This window comes from Desulfurobacteriaceae bacterium, assembly GCA_039832905.1.
GTDB lineage: Bacteria > Aquificota > Aquificia > Desulfurobacteriales > Desulfurobacteriaceae > Desulfurobacterium.
In genome coordinates, this window is record JBDOLX010000064.1 from 23,590 (window position 1) to 44,575 (window position 20,986).

The window sequence follows — 20,986 nt, forward strand, 5'->3', positions numbered from 1 at the left end:
TGCTCACTAAATAATAAGTTCTCTTTAAAATTATATCAGACTGAAACTATGGGCGAAAATGAATTCCATAAAATACTAACCATCCATACTTGACAAATTCTTAATGAGAATTATTATTATTAATAGACACCCCCTATCCCCCTCCCTCCTCCCCACTAGAGTAAAGGGGCGCCTCAGGGTGCCCTTCTTTTTTTGTCTTTTATCGGTTATATTCCACAATCTAAAACTTTGGAAGGGGTTCTAAAGTGGCAAAAATTATTCTGGGTTTTAGTGGAGGAGTGGATAGCTTTTATTCAGCTTACCTTCTAAAAGAACAGGGATTTACTGTATTTCCTATTCACTTTAGAATGTTTAAGAAGTCTTCAGTTGAAAAAGCAGAAAAAGTAGCGTCCATTTTAGGATTAAAGCTTACAGTTATAGATATTAGTGATGAATTTAAAAAACAGGTTATTGATTACTTTATAGAATACTATAAGAGGGGACTAACTCCTAACCCCTGTGCAGTGTGTAATAGAAACATTAAACTCAAGTACCTTTATAACTTAGCCCTTGAGTTAAATGCAGATTATATAGCTACTGGACATTATGCAAAGGTAAAGTTTTCTAAGGAGTGGAACAAAAAACTCATCTTCAGGGGGGAAGATAAGAAGAAGGAACAGTCTTACTTTCTTTCTTTAGCCGAGGATGTAGTTATCCAGAGATTGATACTTCCCCTTGGTGATTTTTCGAAAAAAGAAGTTATAGAGAGGGCAAGGACTTTAGGTTATCCATTTAAAAGCGAGAGTCAAGACATCTGCTTTATAGAAGGTCACTACGTTGACTTTTTGGAAAGGTACATTGAGCCTCAAGCTGGACTCTTTGTTCTTTCTGACGGAACACCTGTTGGAAGACATAAAGGGTACTATAGGTATACTATCGGACAAAGAAAAGGACTTGGAATTTCTTACGGTAAACCTCTTTATGTTGTTTCCATAGATGCTGAAAGGAATCAAGTCGTAGTTGGAGAAAAGAAAGAAATACAGAAAAGAGTTGTTTTTGTTAAAGATATTAACTGGCATCTAGACTTTGAAGAAATTAAAAAGTTTGATACTATTCAGGCACAAATTAGGTATCGTTCAAAACCTGTAGAAGTTGTGGACATAAACTATTTAAAAAATGGAATTTATTGTGTAAAATTAGCGGCGACAGTTGACGCCCCTACACCGGGGCAGATATGCGCCTTTTATAGCAATGAACTCCTCCTGGGAGGAGGTGAAATAACTAAGGAAGGAGAAGGAAGATGGCAGGAAGTATCGTAGCTATTGACTGGACTTTAGCAGTTCAAGCAGTAAACTTCCTCGTATTTATGGTTCTTATTAACAAATTTCTCTTTCAGCCTCTTCTAAATCTTATGGAAGAAAGGGAAAAGGAGCTTGGGTCTCATCACTCTGAAGTAGAGGCTTTAAGGAAAAAGGCTGAAGAACTCTTGAAAGAAGTTGATGAACTCTTGAATGGTGCAAAGGCAAAAGCTAAAAAGATTATTGACGAAGCTGTAAAAGAGGCTAAAGCTGAGAGAGATAGAATTCTCAAGGCTGCTCAAGAAGAAGCTACTGCAAAAGTAGAGGAAGCAAAGAAAGAAATTTGGCAAGGCTTTGAAAGCGAGAAGGCTAAAATCGAGGCTGAAGCTGAAAAGATAGCAGATGAAGTTGTAAGGAAAATTCTTGGTAAAAAGGCTGCTTAAGGGGGTAAAATGGAGCAGGCACAGAACCTTCTACTTTGGAAAACGGTAAATACAGTAATTCTAGTGGCTATTCTCTACTACATTCTTAGAAAACCTGTATCAAAGTTCATTTACGATGGTATCAATTCTATAGCTAGTAAGTTTGAGAGAGTTAAACAAGAAAAAGAAGAAGCATTAAAGCTTTTGAAGGAAGCTGAGAAAAAATCTCAAGAAGCCAAAGTGGAAGCAGAGAAGATAATTAAATACTCCCAAGAACTTGCTGAAAAAGAAAAGCAACAAATAATAGCTGAAGCGAAAGCTACTGCTGAGAGAATTATAAAAATGGCTGATGAAGAAATTGAAAGGGAAGTATTTAAGGCTAAGGAAGAGCTTAAAAAGTTTGCGGCTATGAAGGCTATAGAATTGGCAGAACAAAAGCTAAAGGGAACTATAGATCCTGAAACAAATAAGAAACTTATTGAATCTAGCCTTCAAAAGCTTTAGGAGGGATCAAGTTGAGACTGGAAGTAAGAGTAGCAAGAAGATACGCTAAAGCTCTAGTGGATGTTCTTTCAGACGAGAAACTGGAGAAGATCTTAAGCGAAGTTAAAGTGCTTGATTCAGTTATTGATGAGAAAGCAGTTAGGTACTTTAAAAGTCCTGTAGTTCCTTTGGAAAAGAAGAAAGGGCTTATTGAACAAGTACTCCAAAAGATAGAAGCTTCTGAAGAACTAAAAAGAGTTCTTGTGCTTATGGCAGAAAAAGATAGGCTCGGAATTATTAAAGAGTTTGTGTCTGAGTTTGAGAAGTTTGTAAACTTACGTCTTGGGGTGATTAAGGCTGAAATTGTTAGTGCAGTAGAAATTGACGAAGAGACTTTATCTAAAATAAAGGAGAAGATAGAGAACCTCTTTGGAAAGAAAGCGGAGATAACTACAAAACTTGATCCCTCCATAATAGGTGGCTTTATCATAAAGGTAGGAGATAAGGTTCTTGATGCATCAGTTAGAACTCAACTTGAGAACTTAAAGAAGGCAATAGTAGATTAACATAAAAAAATTAGCGAGGTGAAGGGATGCAAGTAAGAGCAGAAGAAATTTCCGAACTAATAAGAAAACAGATTGAGGAGTTTGAAGCATCCGTTAATCTTGATGAGACAGGTATCGTAATCAAAGTAGGCGATGGTGTAGCAAGAGTTTATGGTTTAGAGAACGTAGAATATGGAGAAGTAGTAGAGTTTGAAGATGGTACAGAAGGAGTTGCTTTCAACCTCGAAGAAGACAACGTTGGTGTAGTTCTCCTTGGAAAAGGTAAAGGAATTGTAGAAGGTGGAAAAGCAAAGAGGACAGGTAGAATCTTGGATATGCCTGTAGGTGATGGTCTAATTGGAAGAGTTCTTGATCCTCTTGGAAAGCCTATTGATGGTAAAGGGGATATTGAATACGTAGAAAGAAGAGCTGTTGAACGTATCGCTCCTGGTATTGTTACAAGAAAACCTGTTCACGAACCACTTCAAACGGGTATTAAAGCTATTGACGCTCTTATTCCAATCGGAAGAGGACAGAGAGAGCTTATCATTGGTGATAGACAGACAGGAAAAACAACAATTGCTATAGATACTATCCTCAACCAAAAAAGAGAAGGAGTTATCTGTATCTACTGTGCTATTGGACAAAAGCGTTCCACAGTTGCTCAAACAATTCAGCTCCTAAAAGAACATGGAGCTATGGACTATACAATTGTAATAGCTGCTACAGCTTCTGACCCAGCAGCTCTCCAGTATCTTGCTCCATATTCTGCAGTTACTGTGGCCGAATACTTTAGAGATACAGGAAGGGCTGCTCTTATTATCTACGACGACCTTTCTAAGCACGCTGTAGCTTACAGAGAAATGTCACTTCTCTTAAGACGTCCACCAGGAAGAGAAGCTTATCCTGGAGACGTGTTCTACCTACACTCTAGACTTCTTGAAAGAGCTGCTAAGCTTAACGACGAACTCGGTGCTGGTTCTCTAACAGCTCTTCCAATTATTGAAACAAAAGCTGGGGACATCTCTGCTTACATTCCAACAAACGTTATTTCTATTACTGACGGACAGATCTTCCTTGAAACAGACCTATTCTACAAAGGTCAAAGACCAGCTATTAACGTAGGTCTTTCCGTTTCAAGGGTCGGTGGTGCAGCCCAGATTAAGGCTATGAAGCAGGTAGCAGGAAAACTAAGACTTGAGCTTGCTCGTTACAGAGAACTTGAGGCCTTCTCACAGTTTGCTTCTGACTTAGACCCTGCTACAAGGGCTCAACTTGAACGTGGTAAGAGACTTATGGAACTTCTAAAGCAACCACCAAACAGTCCAGTTCCTGTTGAAAAGCAAATTGTTGCATTCTTTGCTGCAATCAATGGATACCTTGATGATATTCCTGTTGAGGCTGTTACAAAGTTTGAAAAGGAACTTTACTCTTTCATGGATGCTAAGTACTCAAACATTCTAAACGAAATCCTTGAGAAGAAGCAGCTTGACGACGAGCTTACAAACAAACTCCACTCTGCTATTAAGGAGTTTAAGGCTACATTTACTGCCTAATTAGTGAGGTAAAAAATGCCTGGAATGAGAGAAATAAAAGCTAAGATAAAGAGCTTAAAAGGTACAAAGCGGATTACCGCCGCCATGAAGGCGGTATCCGCCGCTAAACTTCGTAAAGCTCAAGTAGATCTTTTTAACATCCGCCCTTACGCTGATGTAATGAAAGGAATGGTTGAAGGCCTTTACTTAAGAGAGAACTCTGCTATTCATTCCATCTTCGCTGTAAGACCTGTAAAGAGAATAGAACTTGTTGTTATTAGCTCCGATAAAGGACTTTGCGGTGCTTTTAATGCCAATATAATCAGGGCTGTTAATAAGTTTGCCCGCGAAAAAATGGAGCAAGGAATAGAGGTAAGTCTTACTGCTGTTGGAAACAAAGCTTGTCAATTTTTCACTAAATACTCTAAGCTGAAAGTTCGTAAAGAAATAAAAGACATTTTTAGAAGGATTGGTCTACCTCTTGCAAACGAAATTAGTGAAGATCTTTACTTAGGTTATATATCTGAATACTTTGATGAAGTTTACCTTGTTTACAACAAGTTTGTTAACGCTCTTACTCAGGAAGTAACTTTTGAAAAGATTTTGCCTCTTTCTATAGATGCTGAAAATGAACCTGTTGCCGAGTATACAGTTGGTCCTGATGAAAGTGTAGTTGAGGAAGCAGTAAAAGCTTACGTATCTGCAATTGTTCTTAAAGCTCTTAAAGAGTCTGAAACTTCTGAACATGCAGCACGTATGACTGCTATGGATAATGCTACAAAGAACACGGAAGACCTCATTAAGAAGCTCACAATTTCCTTTAACAAAGCAAGACAAGCCGCTATTACAAAAGAGCTTATAGAAATTACAACTGCTATTGAAGCAATGAAATAATTGGGAGGATAGATATGGCAGAACATAAAGGTAGAATCGTTCAGATTGTTGGACCTGTTATAGATGTTGAGTTTCCAGATGGGCATCTTCCAAAAATATATCACGCTTTAAGAGTTCCTAACGTTAAGCAGATTACTTGGGATGGGAAGGTTAAGACTGGCGATCTTATGCTTGAAGTTCACCAGCAACTTGGCGAAAACAGAGTAAGATGTGTAGCTTTCGGTGCTACTGAAGGTCTTAAGAGAGGAATGGAAGTTATCGATACTGGAGATTACCTCAAAGTTCCAGTAGGACATGCTACAAGAGGAAGAATCTTTAACGTAGTTGGTGAACCAATCGATGACCAAGGTCCTGTTGAGGCTGAAGAATACTGGCCAATTCACAGACCAACTCCACCACTTACAGAGCAAAAATCTACTGCAGAAATTTTTGAAACAGGTATTAAAGTAATTGACCTTCTTGAGCCATACGCCAAGGGTGGAAAGACAGGACTATTCGGTGGTGCTGGAGTTGGAAAGACAGTTCTTCTTATGGAGCTTATTCACAACGTTGCAATGAAGCACGGAGGTTTCTCCGTATTTGCTGGAGTTGGTGAAAGAACAAGGGAAGGTACAGACCTTTGGCTTGAAATGAAAGAATCTGGTGTTCTTCAAAATACAGTTCTTGTTTACGGTCAGGTGAACGAGCCACCAGGAAACAGGTGGCGTGTTGCGATGACCGGTGTTACTATGGCTGAATACTTTAGAGATGTAGAAGGAAGAGACGTTCTATTCTTCGTAGATAACATGTTTAGATTTATTCAGGCTGGTTCTGAAGTTTCAGCTCTACTTGGAAGAATTCCTTCTGAGGTTGGATACCAGCCAACACTTGCCACAGAAGTAGGAGCTCTTCAAGAAAGAATTACTTCTACAAAGAAGGGTTCTATTACTTCTGTTCAAGCTATTTACGTTCCTGCTGACGACTTTACAGACCCAGCTCCATTTACACTCTTTGCTCACCTTGACGCTACAACCGTTCTTTCAAGATCTCTTGCTGAGCAAGGTATTTACCCAGCAGTTGATCCTCTTGAGTCAACATCAAGAATGCTTGATCCACAAATCGTAGGAGAAAGACACTACAGGGTTGCAAGAGAAGTTCAAAGATACCTCCAAAGATACAAGGAACTCCTTGAAATCATTGCTATCCTTGGTATGGAAGAGCTTTCTGAAGAGGATAAACTCGTTGTTCATAGAGCAAGAAGAATTCAGCTCTTCCTCACACAGCCATTCCACGTTGCTGAAGTATTCACAGGAATGCCTGGTAGGTACGTAACCATTGAGGAAACAATTGAAGGATTTGAAATGATCATTAACGGTGAACTTGACCACCTCCCAGAAAACGCATTCTACATGGTTGGAAACATCCAAGAGGCAATAGAGAAAGGAGAGAAGCTTCTAAAAGAAGCTGGTGCTAAGTAAGGGGTGAATAATGGCTACTGTTAGAGGAATTCCAGCAGAGATGGATTTACTCTTAGCTTCCTCTACTGGGAAGCATATTGAAGCGAAAGTAAAGGAAATTTACATAGAAACCGATGACGGTGACCTTGGCGTTCTGCCAGGTCACCAACCTGAATTCTATTCTGTAAGCGCTGGCGTTTTAAAGTTTAAGGATGTTGAAGGAAAAGAAGAAGAAAAAGTTCTTTTCAAAGGTTTTGTTCAAATAGAACCTGAAATTGTAAGAATAGGAGTTGAGGACTTTTTTGATCCCAATAAACTTGATGTTGAAAGGATAGAAAAGGAAATTTCTGCTATCAAAGAAAAGCTTGAATCTTTATCTCCTGAAGGAGAAAGTATCCGCGGAAAACTGGAAACTGTAGTAGCTAAACTTGAAAATCTATTAGAGAGGTCCCGCTAAGGGCCTCTTTTTTTCATTGCTCTTAGACCTACTATTCCTACTATCATTCCAACCAGTAAAGTTCCAACAACTACATATAGTGTTTTTGTAGTTCTTTCAGAGAGTCCATTATCAAGTTTAGGGATTTGTTCTTTTGTTAACTTTGGACGAACTTCGATTATTTTTCCTGATTCCATTCTTATTTTTATAACTTCAACTTCTTTACCATTTTTATCGATCCAAGCTTCTGTAGGTTTGTCTTTTGAAAAAGAAAAATGCGTAAAGCTTAAGAATATTAGAATAAAGACAGCCAAAAATCTTTTCATTTTTCCTCCTTAAAAGCTTATTTTCATTTTAACAATTTATAGTTCACTTTCTTGACAATTTCCTTTTACTTTAGTAAATTTCCGTTCACCCGCTACATTTTCGGCGTTTTCCCAAAAACGCCAAATTATTGGAGGAATACTGATGAAGACCTTTATGTTGAGAAAGGAAGACGTTCAGAGGGACTGGTACGTTGTAGATGCTACTGGCAAAACTCTTGGTAGACTTGCAAGTGAGATAGCAAAAATCTTAATGGGTAAGCACAAGCCAACTTACACTCCTCACGTTGACAACGGAGATTTTGTTGTAGTTGTAAACGCTGAAAAGATCTTTGTAACAGGTAAAAAGCTTGAAAAGAAGATCTACTACAAGCACACAGGATACATGGGACACCTTAAAGAGACAACTTTAAAAGAGATGCTTCAGAAGAAGCCTGAAGAAGTTATCAGACTTGCTGTTAGAGGAATGCTTCCTAAGAACAAATTAAGAAAAAGAAGAATGAAAAGACTTAAAGTTTACGCAGGACCAAACCATCCACACACTGCACAAAATCCTAAACCTATCGAGCTTTAACGGAGGAGTAAATGGCTGAAGAAATTAGATATTATGGAACAGGAAAAAGAAAAACAGCTATTGCAAGGGTATGGCTTATTCCTAACGGAGAAGGAAAGGTAATTATCAGGCTCTCTAAGAATAAAGAGGTTGATGCTGCTACATATTTTGGGAGACTTGCACTTTTAAAGATAATGGAACAACCTTTTGAAGTAACAGGAACAACTGGAAGATTTAACGTTCTTTGCACTGTAAAGGGTGGTGGAAAGTCTGCTCAAGCTGACGCTATTAAGTATGGAATTGCAAAGGCCCTTCTTGCCTTCAATCCTGAGTTAAGACAAACTCTCAAGAAAGCAGGTTTCCTCACAAGAGATGCAAGAATCAAGGAAAGAAAGAAGTACGGTCAGAGAGGAGCTCGTGCAAGGTACCAGTGGTCCAAGCGTTAAGATATCTATTATCGGTGCTTCTGGATATACAGGGGCGGAACTTCTCCGCCTCTTATCATTTCATCCAAAAGTGGAAGTTGTTTGTGTAACATCAAGGCAGTTTAAAGGTTCTAAGGTTGGTGAAGTTTTCCCTCACTTCTTGCAAAGTCCTTATGAAAACTTAACTTTTGAAGAATTAAACTGTGAAAAAATATCTAAGATTAGTGATGTAGTTTTCTGCTGTCTCCCCCATAAAGCTTCTTTTTCAGTTGTAAAGGAACTTTACGAACTTAATCCAGATTTAAAGATTATTGACTTTAGTGCCGATTTTCGCTTTAAGACACCTGAAAAATATGAAAAGGTTTACGGAGTAGTTCATACTGCTAAAGAGCTTTTTAAGAAAGCGACCTATGGACTTCCAGAGATAAATAGAGAGGAAATAAAAAAGAAAAACATAATAGCTAATCCTGGTTGTTATCCAACGAGCATAATTTTGGGACTCTATCCTGCTAAGGAAAAGGGACTAATAGATACCTCCTTTCCTGTAATTGCTGACAGTAAATCAGGAGTTACAGGAGCAGGAAGGAAAGCAACTCTTTCGTTTACTTATTGTGAGGTGAATGAGTCGTTCAAAGCTTACGGAGTAGAAGGACATAGACACGCTCCTGAAATAGCCGAAAAGTTGGATTTAGGTCTTTTAAGGTTTACTCCTCATTTGGTTCCAATGAACAGAGGAATTCTTTCAACAATTTACTTTAAAACTAAAGCTTCAAAAGAGGAACTTCAGAAAGTTTATGAAGAATTTTACAAAGATGAATACTTTGTTAGGGTAAGGAATACTCCACCAAAAACTTCTGATGTTGCTGGTACGAACTTTTGCGATATTTATGTAACGAAAGATGAGGAAAACGGACTTGGCGTTGTGGTTTCTGTTATTGACAATATAGGGAAGGGGGCTTCTGGTCAGGCTGTCCAAAACATGAACATAGTTTGCAGTTTCCCAGAAACTACCGGTCTTGAGATTTTTTCAAACTGGATATAGTTTTTTCTTTAAGGATGAAGGATAAAATAGTCATTAAAGGTGCACGTCAACATAACTTAAAGAATATTAATCTTGAAATTCCAAAAAATAAACTAGTGGTTATTACTGGAGTTTCCGGTTCCGGAAAATCATCACTTGCCTTTGACACCCTTTATGCTGAAGGACAAAGACGATACGTTGAAAGTCTTTCGGCTTACGCAAGGCAGTTTCTAGAACTTATGGAAAAGCCAGATGTAGACATAATAGAAGGTCTCTCTCCTGCAATTTCCATTGAACAAAAAACGGTATCTAAGAATCCCCGTTCAACGGTAGGAACAACTACAGAAATTCACGACTACTTAAGAGTTCTCTTTGCAAGGGTTGGAACTCCTTACTGTCCAAAGTGTAACATTCCGATAGAACCTCAAACTGTACAAAGTATAGTTGACAGAATATTAAAACTCGAAGGAAAAAGAATAGTTCTTATTTCCCCTGTTGTTAGAGAGAGAAAAGGTGAGCACAGGGAACTTATAGAAAGGCTTTTTAAACAAGGCTTTAGAAGGCTAAGAATTGATGGTAAAGAGTACAGAATAGAAGAAGCTTTGGAACTTTCTTTAGAGAAGAAGGTAAAGCATACAATAGAAGTCATTGTTGATAGACTAAAGGTAAGCCAAAAGGACAAAACACGAATTGCCGATTCTGTGGAGATAGCTGTTAGACTTTCTGACGGTCTTATAACGGTTCTTGACTACGATACGAAAAGAGAAGAAACCTATTCAACAAAGGGGGCTTGTCCTATTTGCGGTTTTAGTTTCAAGGAAATTTCCCCAAGACTTTTTTCTTTTAACAGTCCCCTTGGAGCGTGTTCTTCCTGTGGAGGGCTTGGGTTTAGGATGAAAGTTGACGAGAACCTTCTTATTGATTGGGATAGACCTATTTTAGAAGCGATAGAACTTACAGAAAAAGCAAAGTTTGAGTATCTTAAAGATTTGCTTTTAACAGGTTGTGAAGTTTTGGGGATATCTCCTTACGCTAAATTTTCTGAACTTTCTAAGAAAGAAAGAGATTTTCTTCTTTTCAGTGAAAAAACAAATATGCGAGTTTTTAACACCGTTCCATATTCTCGTGGAAACTATAGGCCTTACTACTTTGAGGGGATTGTAAGACATCTTGAAAGACGTTATATGGAGTCTGAATCTGATTACGTAAAAGAACTTATAGAACCGTATCTTGTAGAAGCTGAATGTGAAACTTGTAAAGGAAAGAGGTTAAACCAAGAAGCACTTTCGGTAAAAATAAAAGGTTTTAATATTGCTGACCTTGAATCTATGACGATAAGGAAACTTTACGAATTTTTTGAGTCTTTAAAGTTTTCTGGTCAAAAGAAAATAATCGCAGAAAGGCTTATCAAGGAAATTAAGAATAGACTTAAATTCTTGCTTGATGTTGGACTTGACTACTTAACCTTAGATAGAAGAGCGTCTACTTTATCTGGAGGAGAATCTCAAAGAATAAGGCTTGCTACTCAAGTTGGGTCGAGGCTTACGGGAGTTCTATACGTTCTTGATGAACCGAGTATTGGACTTCACCAAAGGGATAATAGAAGGCTGATAGAAACTTTAAAGTCTTTAAGGGATCTTGGAAATACGGTTATCGTTGTTGAACATGATATTGAGACTATAGAAAGTGCAGATTTTGTTGTTGATATGGGACCGGGAGCAGGAGTTCACGGTGGGGAGGTTGTAGCTACCGGAACGCCAGAAGAAATAAAGAAAAACGAAAAATCTCTAACTGGAAAATACTTGTCAGGTGAATTTAAAATAGAATTTTCGCCAAATAGGAGAAAGCCTTCTGATAAATGGTTAAGGATAGTAGGTGCAAGAGAGCATAACTTAAAAAACATCACTGTAGAAATACCTTTGGGACTTTTTGTCTGTATTACTGGTGTTTCTGGTTCAGGAAAGTCCACTCTTATAAACGAGATACTTTATAAAGCTTTAGCAAGGGAACTTTACAAAAGTAAAGTAATCCCTGGAGCTTATGACAAAATAGAGGGATTGGAGTTTATTGACAAGGTTGTAAGAGTGGACCAATCACCTATCGGTAGAACTCCACGTTCTAATCCTGCAACCTACGTAGATGTTTTTACCCATATTAGAGAACTCTTTGCTGCAACGCCAGAAGCAAGGGCTCGCGGTTATAAAAAGGGAAGATTTTCTTTTAATGTTCCCGGTGGAAGATGTGAAGCTTGTAAAGGGGATGGAGTTATAAAGGTTGAAATGCACTTTTTACCTGATGTCTACGTTGTTTGTGATGAATGTGGAGGAAAGAGGTATAACAGGGAGACTTTAGAAATCACTTATAAAGGAAAGAACATTTACGAAGTTCTTGAAATGACCGTTGAAGAGGCAATGGAGTTCTTTAGAAATCACCAAAGGATATTCCAGAAACTTAAAACTCTTTACGATGTGGGTCTTGGTTATATAAAACTAGGGCAGCCTGCAACTACCCTTTCTGGAGGTGAAGCCCAAAGGGTAAAACTTGCAAAGGAACTTTCAAAGAAAGGGACTGGAAAGACTGTTTACATTTTGGATGAACCAACAACGGGACTTCACATTCACGATGTTAAGAAACTAATTAACGTTCTTCAAAAACTTGTAGATAAAGGAAATACCGTAATAGTTATTGAGCATAATCTTGACTTTATAAAGTGTGCCGACTGGATAATCGACCTTGGACCGGAAGGGGGAGATAGAGGAGGAGAGGTTGTTGCCGTAGGAACTCCAGAAGAAGTAGCAAAAACCGACACTTGGACTGGAAAGTTCCTAAGGGAAGTTCTAAAAAGCTAGGTTGTACTTTTCCATAACCTTTTTATACTCATCAAGGATTTTTCTTCTTATGTGAAGGTAAAGATCTTTGTTCAGTGGATTAACTATTGGAATGTATTCTCCGTTTTTTGTTTTCTTAGAAGGCATCTGAATAAAATAACCGTTGTTTGAGTAAACAATCTTGATATCCTTTATTTCCAAAATGTCGTTTATTTTAATAGAAGCTACAGCTTTTATGTTTCCTCCAATTCCTGTTGTGTCAAAAGGGTATATCTTTACTTCTGTAACTTCTAAGTTCATAACAGGTAATCTTTCAAGTGCCTTCCTGTCCATCTTTTTCCTTCTAGCTACTTTATAGAAATTCCGTTATCTATAGTTTGGTAAACTGGATTTCCTTTCTCCTTCCACCTTTGGAGTCTTCTTTGAGAAATTACCTGTATTGGAAGGTAAACTCCACTTGATTCGTAGATCTTTAAGGCAGTTTCCATAATAGTTTTTAGAGATTCAAATTCATTCTCAACAAGGACAAAAACCTCTATTCCCTCTTCATTTTGGGTAACTTTAATATCGTTAAAGATAACTTTTTTAGATATCTCTTTAGAAAAGTTTAAAAGAGCTTCTTTTTTTCTCTTCTCTAAGTTTAGCTTGTTCCACCAAGATGGTTTTTGTATCTTGACGTTTTTTTCTACATAGACCACAATGCCTTCAGTTCCTTCAGGAACTTCTAAGTCTTCTAAGGGGATGAAAACACCGTTCTTGAAAACGACTTTGACTGCTTTCATCCTATCCCCTAATTTCATTATGAAAGTTACGTTAAAAATTTATTTCGAAGGAGTAGTTATGGAAGTGGAAGAGCTACTAAAACTGGCAAGAAAGGTTATAGAGAATTCTTATTCTCCCTATTCTAACTTCCGAGTTTCTGCTGTATTAATAGGAAGCAAGGGAGTATATAAAGGAGTGAACGTAGAGAATGTTTCTTACGGTCTAACCATTTGTGCTGAAAGAGTTGCTATCTTTAAAGCAATCTCTGAAGGTGAAAGAAATTTTTCAGAAATCTTTATTTACTCTCCCGATGGAATGCCTTACCCGTGTGGGGCATGTAGACAGGTGATGAGGGAGTTTTGTTCCGATGATTTTAGGGTTATGGTCAGTAACGGTTCCGATGTAAAAGAGTTTACTCTTAAGGAGCTATTACCGTTCAGCTTTAAGTTATAATAACTTACAACCTTGAAGGGGTGGCTAGATGATAGTTTTACTTGTCGAAGATGATGAAGATCTTGGAGAACTTGTAAAGTACAACTTGGAGAAAAAGAACTTCAAAGTTGATTGGGTTTTAGATGGTCAAGAAGCTTTAGAGAGAGCAAAAACAAACAAGTACGATTTAATTATTCTTGATTTAATGCTACCAAACGTAAACGGTTTAGAAATTTGTGAAAAAATTAGGGAAAGCTCGCAGAATGAAGATACACCGGTTATTGTTCTTACAGCTCTTTCTGATGAAGATACTAAGGTTAAAGGTTTTTCTTTAGGAGCAGACGATTACGTAACGAAACCTTTCAGTATGAAAGAATTACTTGCAAGAATAGAGGCTATTTTAAGAAGAGCAGGATATACACTTAAAAATGTTGTTGAATTTGAAGGAATTGTCTACGACAGAAAATCCAAAAGTGTTTCTGTTGATGGAAAACCTATTTATCTTACAAAAACAGAGTTACAGCTTCTTGAATTTTTCCTTGAACATCCGGGAGAACTTTTTTCGAGGGAAGAGCTTCTTGAGAGAATTTGGGGACACGATCACAATGAGACAACAAGAACCGTTGATGTTTACATAAGTAGATTGAGGAAAAAGCTTGGAGAGAAAGGAAAATATTTAAAAACACTTCCGAGATTGGGATATAAACTAACCAAAGAATGAGGTGGAATATGAGAATTGTAGACCTTAGGACGGAAAATTGGGAAAAGAACCCTGAGCTTCTCAGAATAAAAAACAGAGGGCAAGGACTTGAAAGCAGATATGCCCAGAGTGTCCTTGAGATAATAGAAAGTGTCAAAAAGTTTGGAGATAGCGCTGTATTCTCTTATGCTAAAAAGTTCGATAGAGTGGAAATTACCCCTGAAAACGTAAAAGTTTCTGAAAAGGAAATAGAAGAGGCTTTTGAGAAAGTAGAACCAGAGGTTTTAGAGGCTATAAGGGTTGCTGTTGAGAGAGTAAGAAAGTTTCACGAACACCAAAAAGAAAACTCTTACTTTGTTACAGAACCTGGAATAGTTTTGGGTCAGAAAGTTATTCCTCTTGAAAGTGCTGGAATTTACGTTCCGGGTGGAAAGGCTTCTTATCCATCTTCTGTAATAATGAATGCTGTTCCTGCAAAAGTTGCTGGAGTTAAAAAGCTTGTAATGATCACTCCAGCTATTGGCTCTTTAGAGGTTAATCCATACTCTCTTGTAGCTGCAAAACTTTCTGGAGTTGATGAAATATATAGAGTTGGTGGTGCTCACGGCGTTGCTGCTATAGCCTTTGGAACAGAGTCAATACCAAAGGTAGACAAGATTGTTGGTCCTGGAAATATTTACGTTGCTCTTGCTAAAAAGTTCCTTTTTGGAACGGTTGATATAGATATGGTAGCTGGTCCAAGTGAAATTCTTGTAATTGCAGATGAAACTGCAAATCCTGATTGGGTAGCTACTGACCTTCTTTCCCAAGCTGAACACGATGAGCTTGCAGGGTCATTCCTAGTTACTCATAGTGAAAAAGTGGCAAAAGAGACAGTAAAGGCGATAGAGGAGAAACTCAAAGTATTAAAAAGGAAAGAAATTGCTCAAAAATCCATAGAAAACTTTGGAACCGTGTTTTTAACAAGAGATGTTTATCACTCTTGTGAAGTTTCAAACCTTATAGCTCCAGAGCACCTGGAAGTTGCTACAAAAGAACCGTTTGCTCTCCTTGACTATATAAAGAATGCGGGAGCTATTTTCTTAGGGCATTACACTTGCGAATCACTCGGAGATTATGTCCTGGGACCGAACCACGTTCTACCAACAGGCGGAAGTGCGAGATTTTTCTCTCCACTTGGAGTTTACGACTTTGTTAAGCGTTCTTCAGTTCTTTATGTTAGTGAAGAAGGATTTAGACAAGTGGCAAAACATGCTAGGAACCTTGCTGAGTGTGAAGGGCTTGAAGCTCACAGGCTTGCTGTCGAGGTAAGAGAAGGAATCAAGATAACCTTGAAACAAGAGGTTAAAAGATGAAACATCTTATATCCAGTGAAGACATTTCGGTAGAAACTTTTAAAGAAATTTACGAAACCTCTAAAATTGTCAAGAAGGCTTTAAGGGAAGGAAGAAAAAAGTTTTCTGTATTAAGAAGTAAATGTGTTGTAAACCTTTTCTTTGAACCTTCAACAAGAACAAGATCTTCCTTTGAAAAGGCAGGAAAGTTTTTGGGGGCTGATGTTATTAACATCAGTGTTTCTACAAGTAGCGTAAAAAAGGGAGAAACTCTTATTGATACTCTTAAAAACCTCGATATGATGCATCCCGATATTGTCGTTCTAAGGCATCCTTGCGAGGGAGCTCCTTACACTGTTAAAAATCATATTAATGCTTCTATAATTAACGCTGGTGATGGTTGTCATCAGCATCCAACTCAAGCTCTTCTTGATGCAGCAACACTTATGGGACACTTAGGAAGTTTAGAAGGAAAAAAGATAACAATAATGGGAGATATTTCTCACAGTCGAGTGGCAAGATCAGATGCAATTTTATTTAGAAAACTTGGATCAGAAGTTTTCGTATACGGTCCTTCACCGATGATGCCAAGATTCCCAGAGAGTTTTGGTGTAAAAGTTCTTTCTTCCTTTGAAGAAGTGGCAGAAATCTCTGACGTTATAATCCTTTTAAGAATTCAACTTGAGAGACAAGAATCAAGGAAGGTATTCCCTTCCTTAAGAGAATACGCTGATCTTTTCGGTATGAACAAGAAGAGACTTTCTATGTTAAAAAGAGATACAGTTATTCTGCATCCAGGACCTTTCAATAGAGGAGTTGAACTTAACAACGATGTGGTTAGTTCTGATCGTTCTTTAATATTTGAACAAGTAGAAACTGGTCTTGCGGTCAGAATGGTTGTTCTATCATTGCTTGCTGGAAGGCTTTCTAAGCTTAAGGAGGAAATACAATGAGAAAGTTGGGGATTGTAGGTGCTATAGCTATTTTGGGGGCTTTTCTCTTTAGCTGTTTTGAAGGTGGAATTTTAAATAGAGACCTTGTTTTTAAGAATAAGCAGGGAGACGTTGTTTTTAGTCACGTTTACCATGTAAAAGTTAAGAAACAAAGGTGTTCATACTGTCACCCAAAGTTATTTACCCAAAAGTTTGGTTATGACAAGTTTACAATGAAGGACATTTGGGAAGGTAGATACTGTGGGGCTTGCCATAACGGTGTAAAAGCTTTTGACGCTAAAAAGACTGAAAATTGCACAAAATGTCATAAAACAAAAACCCAAAAAGGAGAAGGCAAGTAATGGTGTCTCTTTTAATAAAAGGCGGAAGAGTAGTAGATCCTTCTCAAAAGATAGATGGTCAATTTGATATTCTGATTGAAAATGGGCGTATTCTCAGGCTTGAAAAGAACATAAAAAGCTCTGAGGCTTCTGAAGTTATAGAAGCAGATGGTCTTATTGTGTCTCCTGGATTTATAGACCTTCACGCTCACTTAAGAGATCCTGGTTATGAGTGGAAAGAGGATATAGAGACAGGTTCTTTAGCCGCTGTCGCAGGGGGAATAACTTCTGTCTGTGCAATGGCAAATACTGAACCTGTCAACGATAATCCTGCCATTACAAGGTACATAATTGAAAAAGCTGAAAAGGTAGGGCTTTGTGATGTATTTCCAATAGGTGCTATTACAAAAGGTCTTAAGGGTGAAGAACTTGCAGAAATAGGATTAATGGTAAAAGCTGGAGTTGTTGCAATATCCGATGATGGGGAAACCCCAAAAGACTCAAAGCTTTTAAGAAACGCTATGGATTATGCAAGAAGCCTTGGTATTCCTGTTTTCTGCCATAGTGAGGATAAGAGTCTATCAAGTGGTGGTCATATGAATGAAGGTTACCTTTCAAGTTATCTTGGTGTTCCTGGTATGCCGAAAGAAGCCGAAGATATAGGAACTATGAGAGATATTCTGCTGGCAAAACTTACAAAAGCTCACGTTCACATCTGCCACGTTTCAAGTTCAGGAGCTCTAAAGATAATAGAAAAGGCAAAGAAAGAAGGAGTAAACGTAACCTGCGAAATTACTCCGCACCACTTTACCCTTACAGAAGAGGCTGTGAGAAACTTTGATACAAATGCAAAGATGTGTCCTCCGTTAAGGACAGAAGAAGACGTTAAATCCTGTAAAGAAGCTCTTAAAACAGGCATTGCTGATGTAATAGCAACTGACCACGCTCCCCATACTGTAGATGAGAAAAATGTTGAATTCTGTAAAGCTCCGTTTGGAATTATTGGCTTTCAAACAATGTTGTCTTTATCTTTAAATCTTGTTAGGGAAGGCTATTTAACCCTTTCTCAGTTAATAGAAAAACTTTCGACTAAACCCGCAAGAATAATAAGGAAGAATGATATCGGAACTTTGAAAGTAGGAAGTAGAGCGAACATTACAATTTTTGATGAGAATGAAGAGTATGTCTTTACGAAAGAAATGATAAGGTCTAAGAGCCTTAATACACCTTTCTTAGGTTGGAAATTAAAAGGAAAAGTTAAATTTACCATTTATAATGGTAAAATAGTTTATAAAGATTTGTAAGGAGTTTATATGCCGCAAGGAACCAGTTTTTTTGATTTATTTTTCATATTTCTCTTATTTTTCTCTTTGTGGCCCTTATTCCAACAGAAAAACCTTGAATGGGCAAGGCTAAGACTCATTAAAGACTTAGAGAAAAAGAGAAAATCAAGAGTAATAACAATGATCCATCGCCAGGAACGTCTTGCCCTTATGGGATTCCCCCTGATGAGATATATCACCATAGAAGATTCTGAAAGGATATTAAGAGCTATTAGAATGACTCCAAAGGACATGCCTATAGACCTAATAATCCATACTCCAGGAGGACTTGCTCTTGCAGCAACACAAATAGCTTCTGCTCTTATAAAACATAAAAGTCCTGTAAGGGTGATTGTTCCTCACTATGCAATGTCTGGTGGAACTCTTATAGCTCTTGCTGCTGATGAAATAATAATGGATGAGAATGCGGTACTTGGTCCTCTAGATCCTCAGCTTGGTCAATTTCCTGCACCATCCATTCTAAAGGCTTTTAAAATGAAAAAAGAGAATTTAAAAGATGAGATGCTAATACTTGCAGACGTTGCAGAAAAATCGTTGGCACAGATGAAAAATACAATCATGAAAATCCTTTTAGCAAAAGGACACAGTAAAGAGAAGGCAGAAGAGATAGCCGATCTTCTAACCTGTGGGTATTGGACTCACGACTATCCGCTTACTGCTGATGTTATAAAAGATTTAGGACTTAATGTGTCAACAGAAGTTCCAGATGAGGTTTATGACCTTATGGAACTTTACTATCAGCCTTCTGGGCAAACTTCTGTTCAGTACATTCCAGTACCTTATGGAGAACCTAAGAAGGGAGAAATTCCTGTTAAGAAACCCCATTAGGAGTAAGAATGTTCAAGGTAGGAGATAAGGTTGCTTGTCCTCCCCATGGCGTAGGAGTAATTGAAGGAAAAGAAGAAAGAGAAGTGGGAGGGAAGAAAGTTCTATACTTTAGGATTTCTTTAGTAGGGAAGAACATGTCAATTCTTGTTCCGGAAAGTAGTATAGAGGTTTCGGGGATTAGACCGGTATTATCAACGGAAGAGGTGGAAGAGATACTTAGATTCTTAAGTGAAGTTCCTACAAATATAAGTGAAAAATGGACGGTAAGGCATAGACTTAATGTTGATAGACTAAAGACAGGAGAGATAAAAGAACTTGCAACTGTTGTTAGAAATCTATCCTATAGATCAAAAGATAAAGAACTGTCCTATTCAGAAAAGAGAATGTTTGAGGAGGCGTTTAGTAAACTTTCTGAGGAAATAGCTCTTGTCCTTGGAGAACCGGTAAGAAAAGTAAAGCAAAAGATAAGAAAAATCCTCAAAGAGGTTCAAAAGTAGATGCTGATGTCAAAGCTTCTAGGGGGATTTTTCTTACTCTTACTGTTCATATCTACTGTGATTTTTAAGAACTATGGGTTTACTTTAACTCAATCTTTAATTATTGGAATATTTCTTACAGCAGCTTCCTTTCTCTTTTATCAATTTGTAATGAAGAGAAGACTTAAGGTAAAAATAGTTCTTCTCTTTTTAGCTGGATTTTTCCTAGGGCTTTACCTTGCCAAGGGTATTACTCTTTCTCTCTATTCAATATTTACAAACTTTCCATACCTTCAAGAAATAGTCTTCTTGACCCTGCCGTATCTTTTGGGTTTTACTGCTAGTGAAATAGGGAAGGATAAGTCTTTTTCAGAGCTTTTAAAAGATGAACAAGGACTATACTGCACTTCTAAAGTTGTTGATACAAGTGCACTCATAGATGGTAGGATTGTGGAGATTGCAAAAGTTGGTTTTGTAGAAGGAAAGCTAATAATTCCAAGGTTTGTCCTTGAAGAACTACAATCCCTTGCTGATTCTACTGATCCTATGATAAGAACGAAAGGAAAAAAAGGTCTTGAAATAGTTTCAGAGCTGAAGACTTTAAAGTACGTACCTGTTGAGATCTTTGAAAGAGATATTCCGTGGATAAAGGACGTTGACTCAAAGCTTGTAGAACTTTCAAGAAGGTTAAAGGCAAAACTTATTACTACTGACTATAACCTTAACAAGATTGCTTCAATTAAAGGAGTTGAGATTCTAAATATAAATGACCTTGCAAACGCCCTAAAACCTGTAGTTGCAGTAGGGGAAGAGCTTGTTGTTTTCCTTGTAAAAGAGGGTAAAGAGAAAAACCAAGGTGTTGGTTATCTTGACGACGGAACAATGGTAGTTGTTGACAATGCCAAACACTTAATAGGTCATAAAGTAAAGGTTCTCGTTAATAATCTTCTTCAAACTTCTTCTGGAAAGATAATCTTTGCAAGACCTAAAGAGGTTATCAAGTGAGATTTGCTGTAATTCCTGCTGCTGGTTTGGGGAGAAGATTCGGAGGAAAAAAGCAATTTTTTGAAATGGATGGAAAGCTTATAGTTGAGTTTCCTCTTTCCGTTTTTCAAGCATCAAAACTTATTGATGGAATTATCTTAGTCCTTCCAAAAGAGGATATCCTCGTAGGAGAACGTTTAAGAGAAAAATATCCAAAGATAACAAAAGTTGTTGCAGGTGGGGCTGAAAGGCAAGAGTCAGTTTATAATGGGCTTAAAGCGATTAATCAAAATGTAAAAGAGGTAATCGTTCATGACGGTGTAAGACCTTTCATCTTTGAGAGTACGATAGAAAGTCTTGTAGAAAGCTTTCAAATCTTGAATTTTGATGGTTTAATACTTGGTGTGAAACCCAAAGAAACTGTAAAAGAAATTAAGGGTAATCATCTTGTGAGAAAAACACTAAACAGGGATAGGTTAATCTTAGTTCAAACACCGCAAATTTTTAAATTTCCTGTTTTGTTAGATTCTCATGAAAAGGCGAGAAAAGAAAATTTCTTAGCTACCGATGATTCTGCTTTATTAGAAAGATACGGTTATACAGTTGGTGTAGTAGAGGGGGACTACAGGAATATAAAAATTACAACCCCCGAAGATTTGGAAATAGCAAAACTTTT

General features: G+C 37.6%; 25 protein-coding genes. 22 read left to right on the forward strand and 3 right to left on the reverse strand.

Going from position 1 to position 20,986, the window contains the following annotated elements; genetic code table 11:
* Nucleotides 1-245: 245 nt before the first annotated feature.
* Genes mnmA through ABGX27_04625 form a run of 8 tightly spaced genes read left to right on the forward strand, consistent with a single transcriptional unit; the run spans nucleotide 246 to nucleotide 7,049 of the window.
* Entirely contained in the window at nucleotides 246-1,298 is a 1,053-nt protein-coding gene (mnmA, locus tag ABGX27_04590) for a tRNA 2-thiouridine(34) synthase MnmA (GenBank protein ID MEO2068771.1), read from the forward strand.
* A complete protein-coding gene (locus ABGX27_04595) occupies nucleotides 1,280-1,720 on the forward strand; it encodes an ATP synthase F0 subunit B (protein MEO2068772.1) in 441 nt (146 codons plus the stop codon). The genes mnmA and ABGX27_04595 overlap by 19 nt, the downstream gene beginning before the upstream one ends.
* A gap of 9 nt (nucleotides 1,721-1,729) precedes the next feature.
* On the forward strand, nucleotides 1,730-2,203 hold the full coding sequence (locus tag ABGX27_04600; protein ID MEO2068773.1) for an ATP synthase F0 subunit B: 474 nt from the start codon (nucleotides 1,730-1,732) through the stop codon (nucleotides 2,201-2,203).
* An 11-nt stretch (nucleotides 2,204-2,214) separates the two neighbouring features.
* Nucleotides 2,215-2,748, forward strand: a complete 534-nt coding sequence (atpH, locus tag ABGX27_04605) for an ATP synthase F1 subunit delta (protein ID MEO2068774.1) — start codon at nucleotides 2,215-2,217, stop codon at nucleotides 2,746-2,748.
* A 26-nt stretch (nucleotides 2,749-2,774) separates the two neighbouring features.
* On the forward strand, nucleotides 2,775-4,283 hold the full coding sequence (gene atpA, locus ABGX27_04610; GenBank protein MEO2068775.1) for a F0F1 ATP synthase subunit alpha: 1,509 nt from the start codon (nucleotides 2,775-2,777) through the stop codon (nucleotides 4,281-4,283).
* A 15-nt stretch (nucleotides 4,284-4,298) separates the two neighbouring features.
* Complete coding sequence (gene atpG, locus ABGX27_04615) at nucleotides 4,299-5,156, forward strand: ATP synthase F1 subunit gamma (protein ID MEO2068776.1); 858 nt, start codon at nucleotides 4,299-4,301, stop codon at nucleotides 5,154-5,156.
* A 14-nt stretch (nucleotides 5,157-5,170) separates the two neighbouring features.
* A complete protein-coding gene (atpD, locus tag ABGX27_04620; GenBank protein MEO2068777.1) occupies nucleotides 5,171-6,613 on the forward strand; it encodes a F0F1 ATP synthase subunit beta in 1,443 nt (480 codons plus the stop codon).
* 10 nt (nucleotides 6,614-6,623) lie between these two features.
* Nucleotides 6,624-7,049 (forward strand): F0F1 ATP synthase subunit epsilon, encoded by a 426-nt coding sequence (locus ABGX27_04625; protein ID MEO2068778.1) that lies wholly within the window; start codon nucleotides 6,624-6,626, stop codon nucleotides 7,047-7,049.
* On the opposite strand, the gene ABGX27_04630 is transcribed toward ABGX27_04625, so the two are convergent.
* Complete coding sequence (locus ABGX27_04630) at nucleotides 7,046-7,354, reverse strand: hypothetical protein (protein ID MEO2068779.1); 309 nt, start codon at nucleotides 7,352-7,354, stop codon at nucleotides 7,046-7,048. The genes ABGX27_04625 and ABGX27_04630 overlap by 4 nt on opposite strands.
* Before the next feature lie 142 nt (nucleotides 7,355-7,496).
* On the opposite strand from ABGX27_04630, the gene rplM reads away from it, so the two are divergent.
* From rplM to uvrA, 4 genes are read left to right on the forward strand one after another with little or no spacing between them, the layout of a single operon-like run.
* Nucleotides 7,497-7,925, forward strand: coding sequence for a 50S ribosomal protein L13 (gene rplM / locus ABGX27_04635; GenBank protein ID MEO2068780.1), 429 nt, complete (start codon nucleotides 7,497-7,499; stop codon nucleotides 7,923-7,925).
* A gap of 11 nt (nucleotides 7,926-7,936) precedes the next feature.
* Nucleotides 7,937-8,350: a 30S ribosomal protein S9 gene (gene rpsI / locus ABGX27_04640; protein MEO2068781.1), complete on the forward strand. Its 414-nt coding sequence runs from the start codon at nucleotides 7,937-7,939 to the stop codon at nucleotides 8,348-8,350.
* The gene (gene argC / locus ABGX27_04645) at nucleotides 8,322-9,371 is read left to right on the forward strand and encodes an N-acetyl-gamma-glutamyl-phosphate reductase (protein ID MEO2068782.1); all 1,050 of its coding nucleotides are present in this window, start codon (nucleotides 8,322-8,324) and stop codon (nucleotides 9,369-9,371) included. The genes rpsI and argC overlap by 29 nt, the downstream gene beginning before the upstream one ends.
* 14 nt (nucleotides 9,372-9,385) lie before the next feature.
* Complete coding sequence (uvrA, locus tag ABGX27_04650; protein MEO2068783.1) at nucleotides 9,386-12,199, forward strand: excinuclease ABC subunit UvrA; 2,814 nt, start codon at nucleotides 9,386-9,388, stop codon at nucleotides 12,197-12,199.
* Here the strand turns inward: uvrA and ABGX27_04655 are convergent.
* Nucleotides 12,188-12,511 (reverse strand): SpoVG family protein, encoded by a 324-nt coding sequence (locus ABGX27_04655; protein MEO2068784.1) that lies wholly within the window; start codon nucleotides 12,509-12,511, stop codon nucleotides 12,188-12,190. The two genes, uvrA and ABGX27_04655, sit on opposite strands and share 12 nt — an antisense overlap.
* 14 nt (nucleotides 12,512-12,525) lie before the next feature.
* Nucleotides 12,526-12,960, reverse strand: coding sequence for an antitoxin family protein (locus tag ABGX27_04660; GenBank protein ID MEO2068785.1), 435 nt, complete (start codon nucleotides 12,958-12,960; stop codon nucleotides 12,526-12,528).
* Between the two features lie 58 nt (nucleotides 12,961-13,018).
* Between ABGX27_04660 and cdd the strand changes: the two genes are divergently transcribed.
* The 10 genes from cdd to ispD form a co-directional block, all read left to right on the forward strand.
* Nucleotides 13,019-13,393 carry a cytidine deaminase gene (gene cdd, locus ABGX27_04665; protein MEO2068786.1) on the forward strand — a complete coding sequence of 125 codons (375 nt, stop codon included), beginning with the start codon at nucleotides 13,019-13,021 and terminating at the stop codon, nucleotides 13,391-13,393.
* A 28-nt stretch (nucleotides 13,394-13,421) separates the two neighbouring features.
* On the forward strand, nucleotides 13,422-14,093 hold the full coding sequence (locus tag ABGX27_04670; protein MEO2068787.1) for a response regulator transcription factor: 672 nt from the start codon (nucleotides 13,422-13,424) through the stop codon (nucleotides 14,091-14,093).
* An 8-nt stretch (nucleotides 14,094-14,101) separates the two neighbouring features.
* On the forward strand, nucleotides 14,102-15,427 hold the full coding sequence (hisD, locus tag ABGX27_04675) for a histidinol dehydrogenase (GenBank protein MEO2068788.1): 1,326 nt from the start codon (nucleotides 14,102-14,104) through the stop codon (nucleotides 15,425-15,427).
* The gene (locus ABGX27_04680) at nucleotides 15,424-16,359 is read left to right on the forward strand and encodes an aspartate carbamoyltransferase catalytic subunit (protein MEO2068789.1); all 936 of its coding nucleotides are present in this window, start codon (nucleotides 15,424-15,426) and stop codon (nucleotides 16,357-16,359) included. Before hisD ends, ABGX27_04680 begins: the two co-directional genes overlap by 4 nt.
* A complete protein-coding gene (locus ABGX27_04685) occupies nucleotides 16,356-16,700 on the forward strand; it encodes a cytochrome c3 family protein (protein MEO2068790.1) in 345 nt (114 codons plus the stop codon). The genes ABGX27_04680 and ABGX27_04685 overlap by 4 nt, the downstream gene beginning before the upstream one ends.
* A gap of 2 nt (nucleotides 16,701-16,702) precedes the next feature.
* Nucleotides 16,703-17,983, forward strand: a complete 1,281-nt coding sequence (locus tag ABGX27_04690; GenBank protein MEO2068791.1) for a dihydroorotase — start codon at nucleotides 16,703-16,705, stop codon at nucleotides 17,981-17,983.
* A 9-nt stretch (nucleotides 17,984-17,992) separates the two neighbouring features.
* Entirely contained in the window at nucleotides 17,993-18,850 is an 858-nt protein-coding gene (locus ABGX27_04695) for an ATP-dependent Clp protease proteolytic subunit (protein MEO2068792.1), read from the forward strand.
* A gap of 8 nt (nucleotides 18,851-18,858) precedes the next feature.
* The gene (locus tag ABGX27_04700) at nucleotides 18,859-19,347 is read left to right on the forward strand and encodes a CarD family transcriptional regulator (protein ID MEO2068793.1); all 489 of its coding nucleotides are present in this window, start codon (nucleotides 18,859-18,861) and stop codon (nucleotides 19,345-19,347) included.
* A gap of 6 nt (nucleotides 19,348-19,353) precedes the next feature.
* Nucleotides 19,354-20,331 (forward strand): PIN domain-containing protein, encoded by a 978-nt coding sequence (locus ABGX27_04705; protein MEO2068794.1) that lies wholly within the window; start codon nucleotides 19,354-19,356, stop codon nucleotides 20,329-20,331.
* Nucleotides 20,328-20,986: 2-C-methyl-D-erythritol 4-phosphate cytidylyltransferase (gene ispD / locus ABGX27_04710; protein ID MEO2068795.1), on the forward strand; the 659-nt coding region annotated here is incomplete at its 3' end. The genes ABGX27_04705 and ispD, both read left to right, overlap by 4 nt.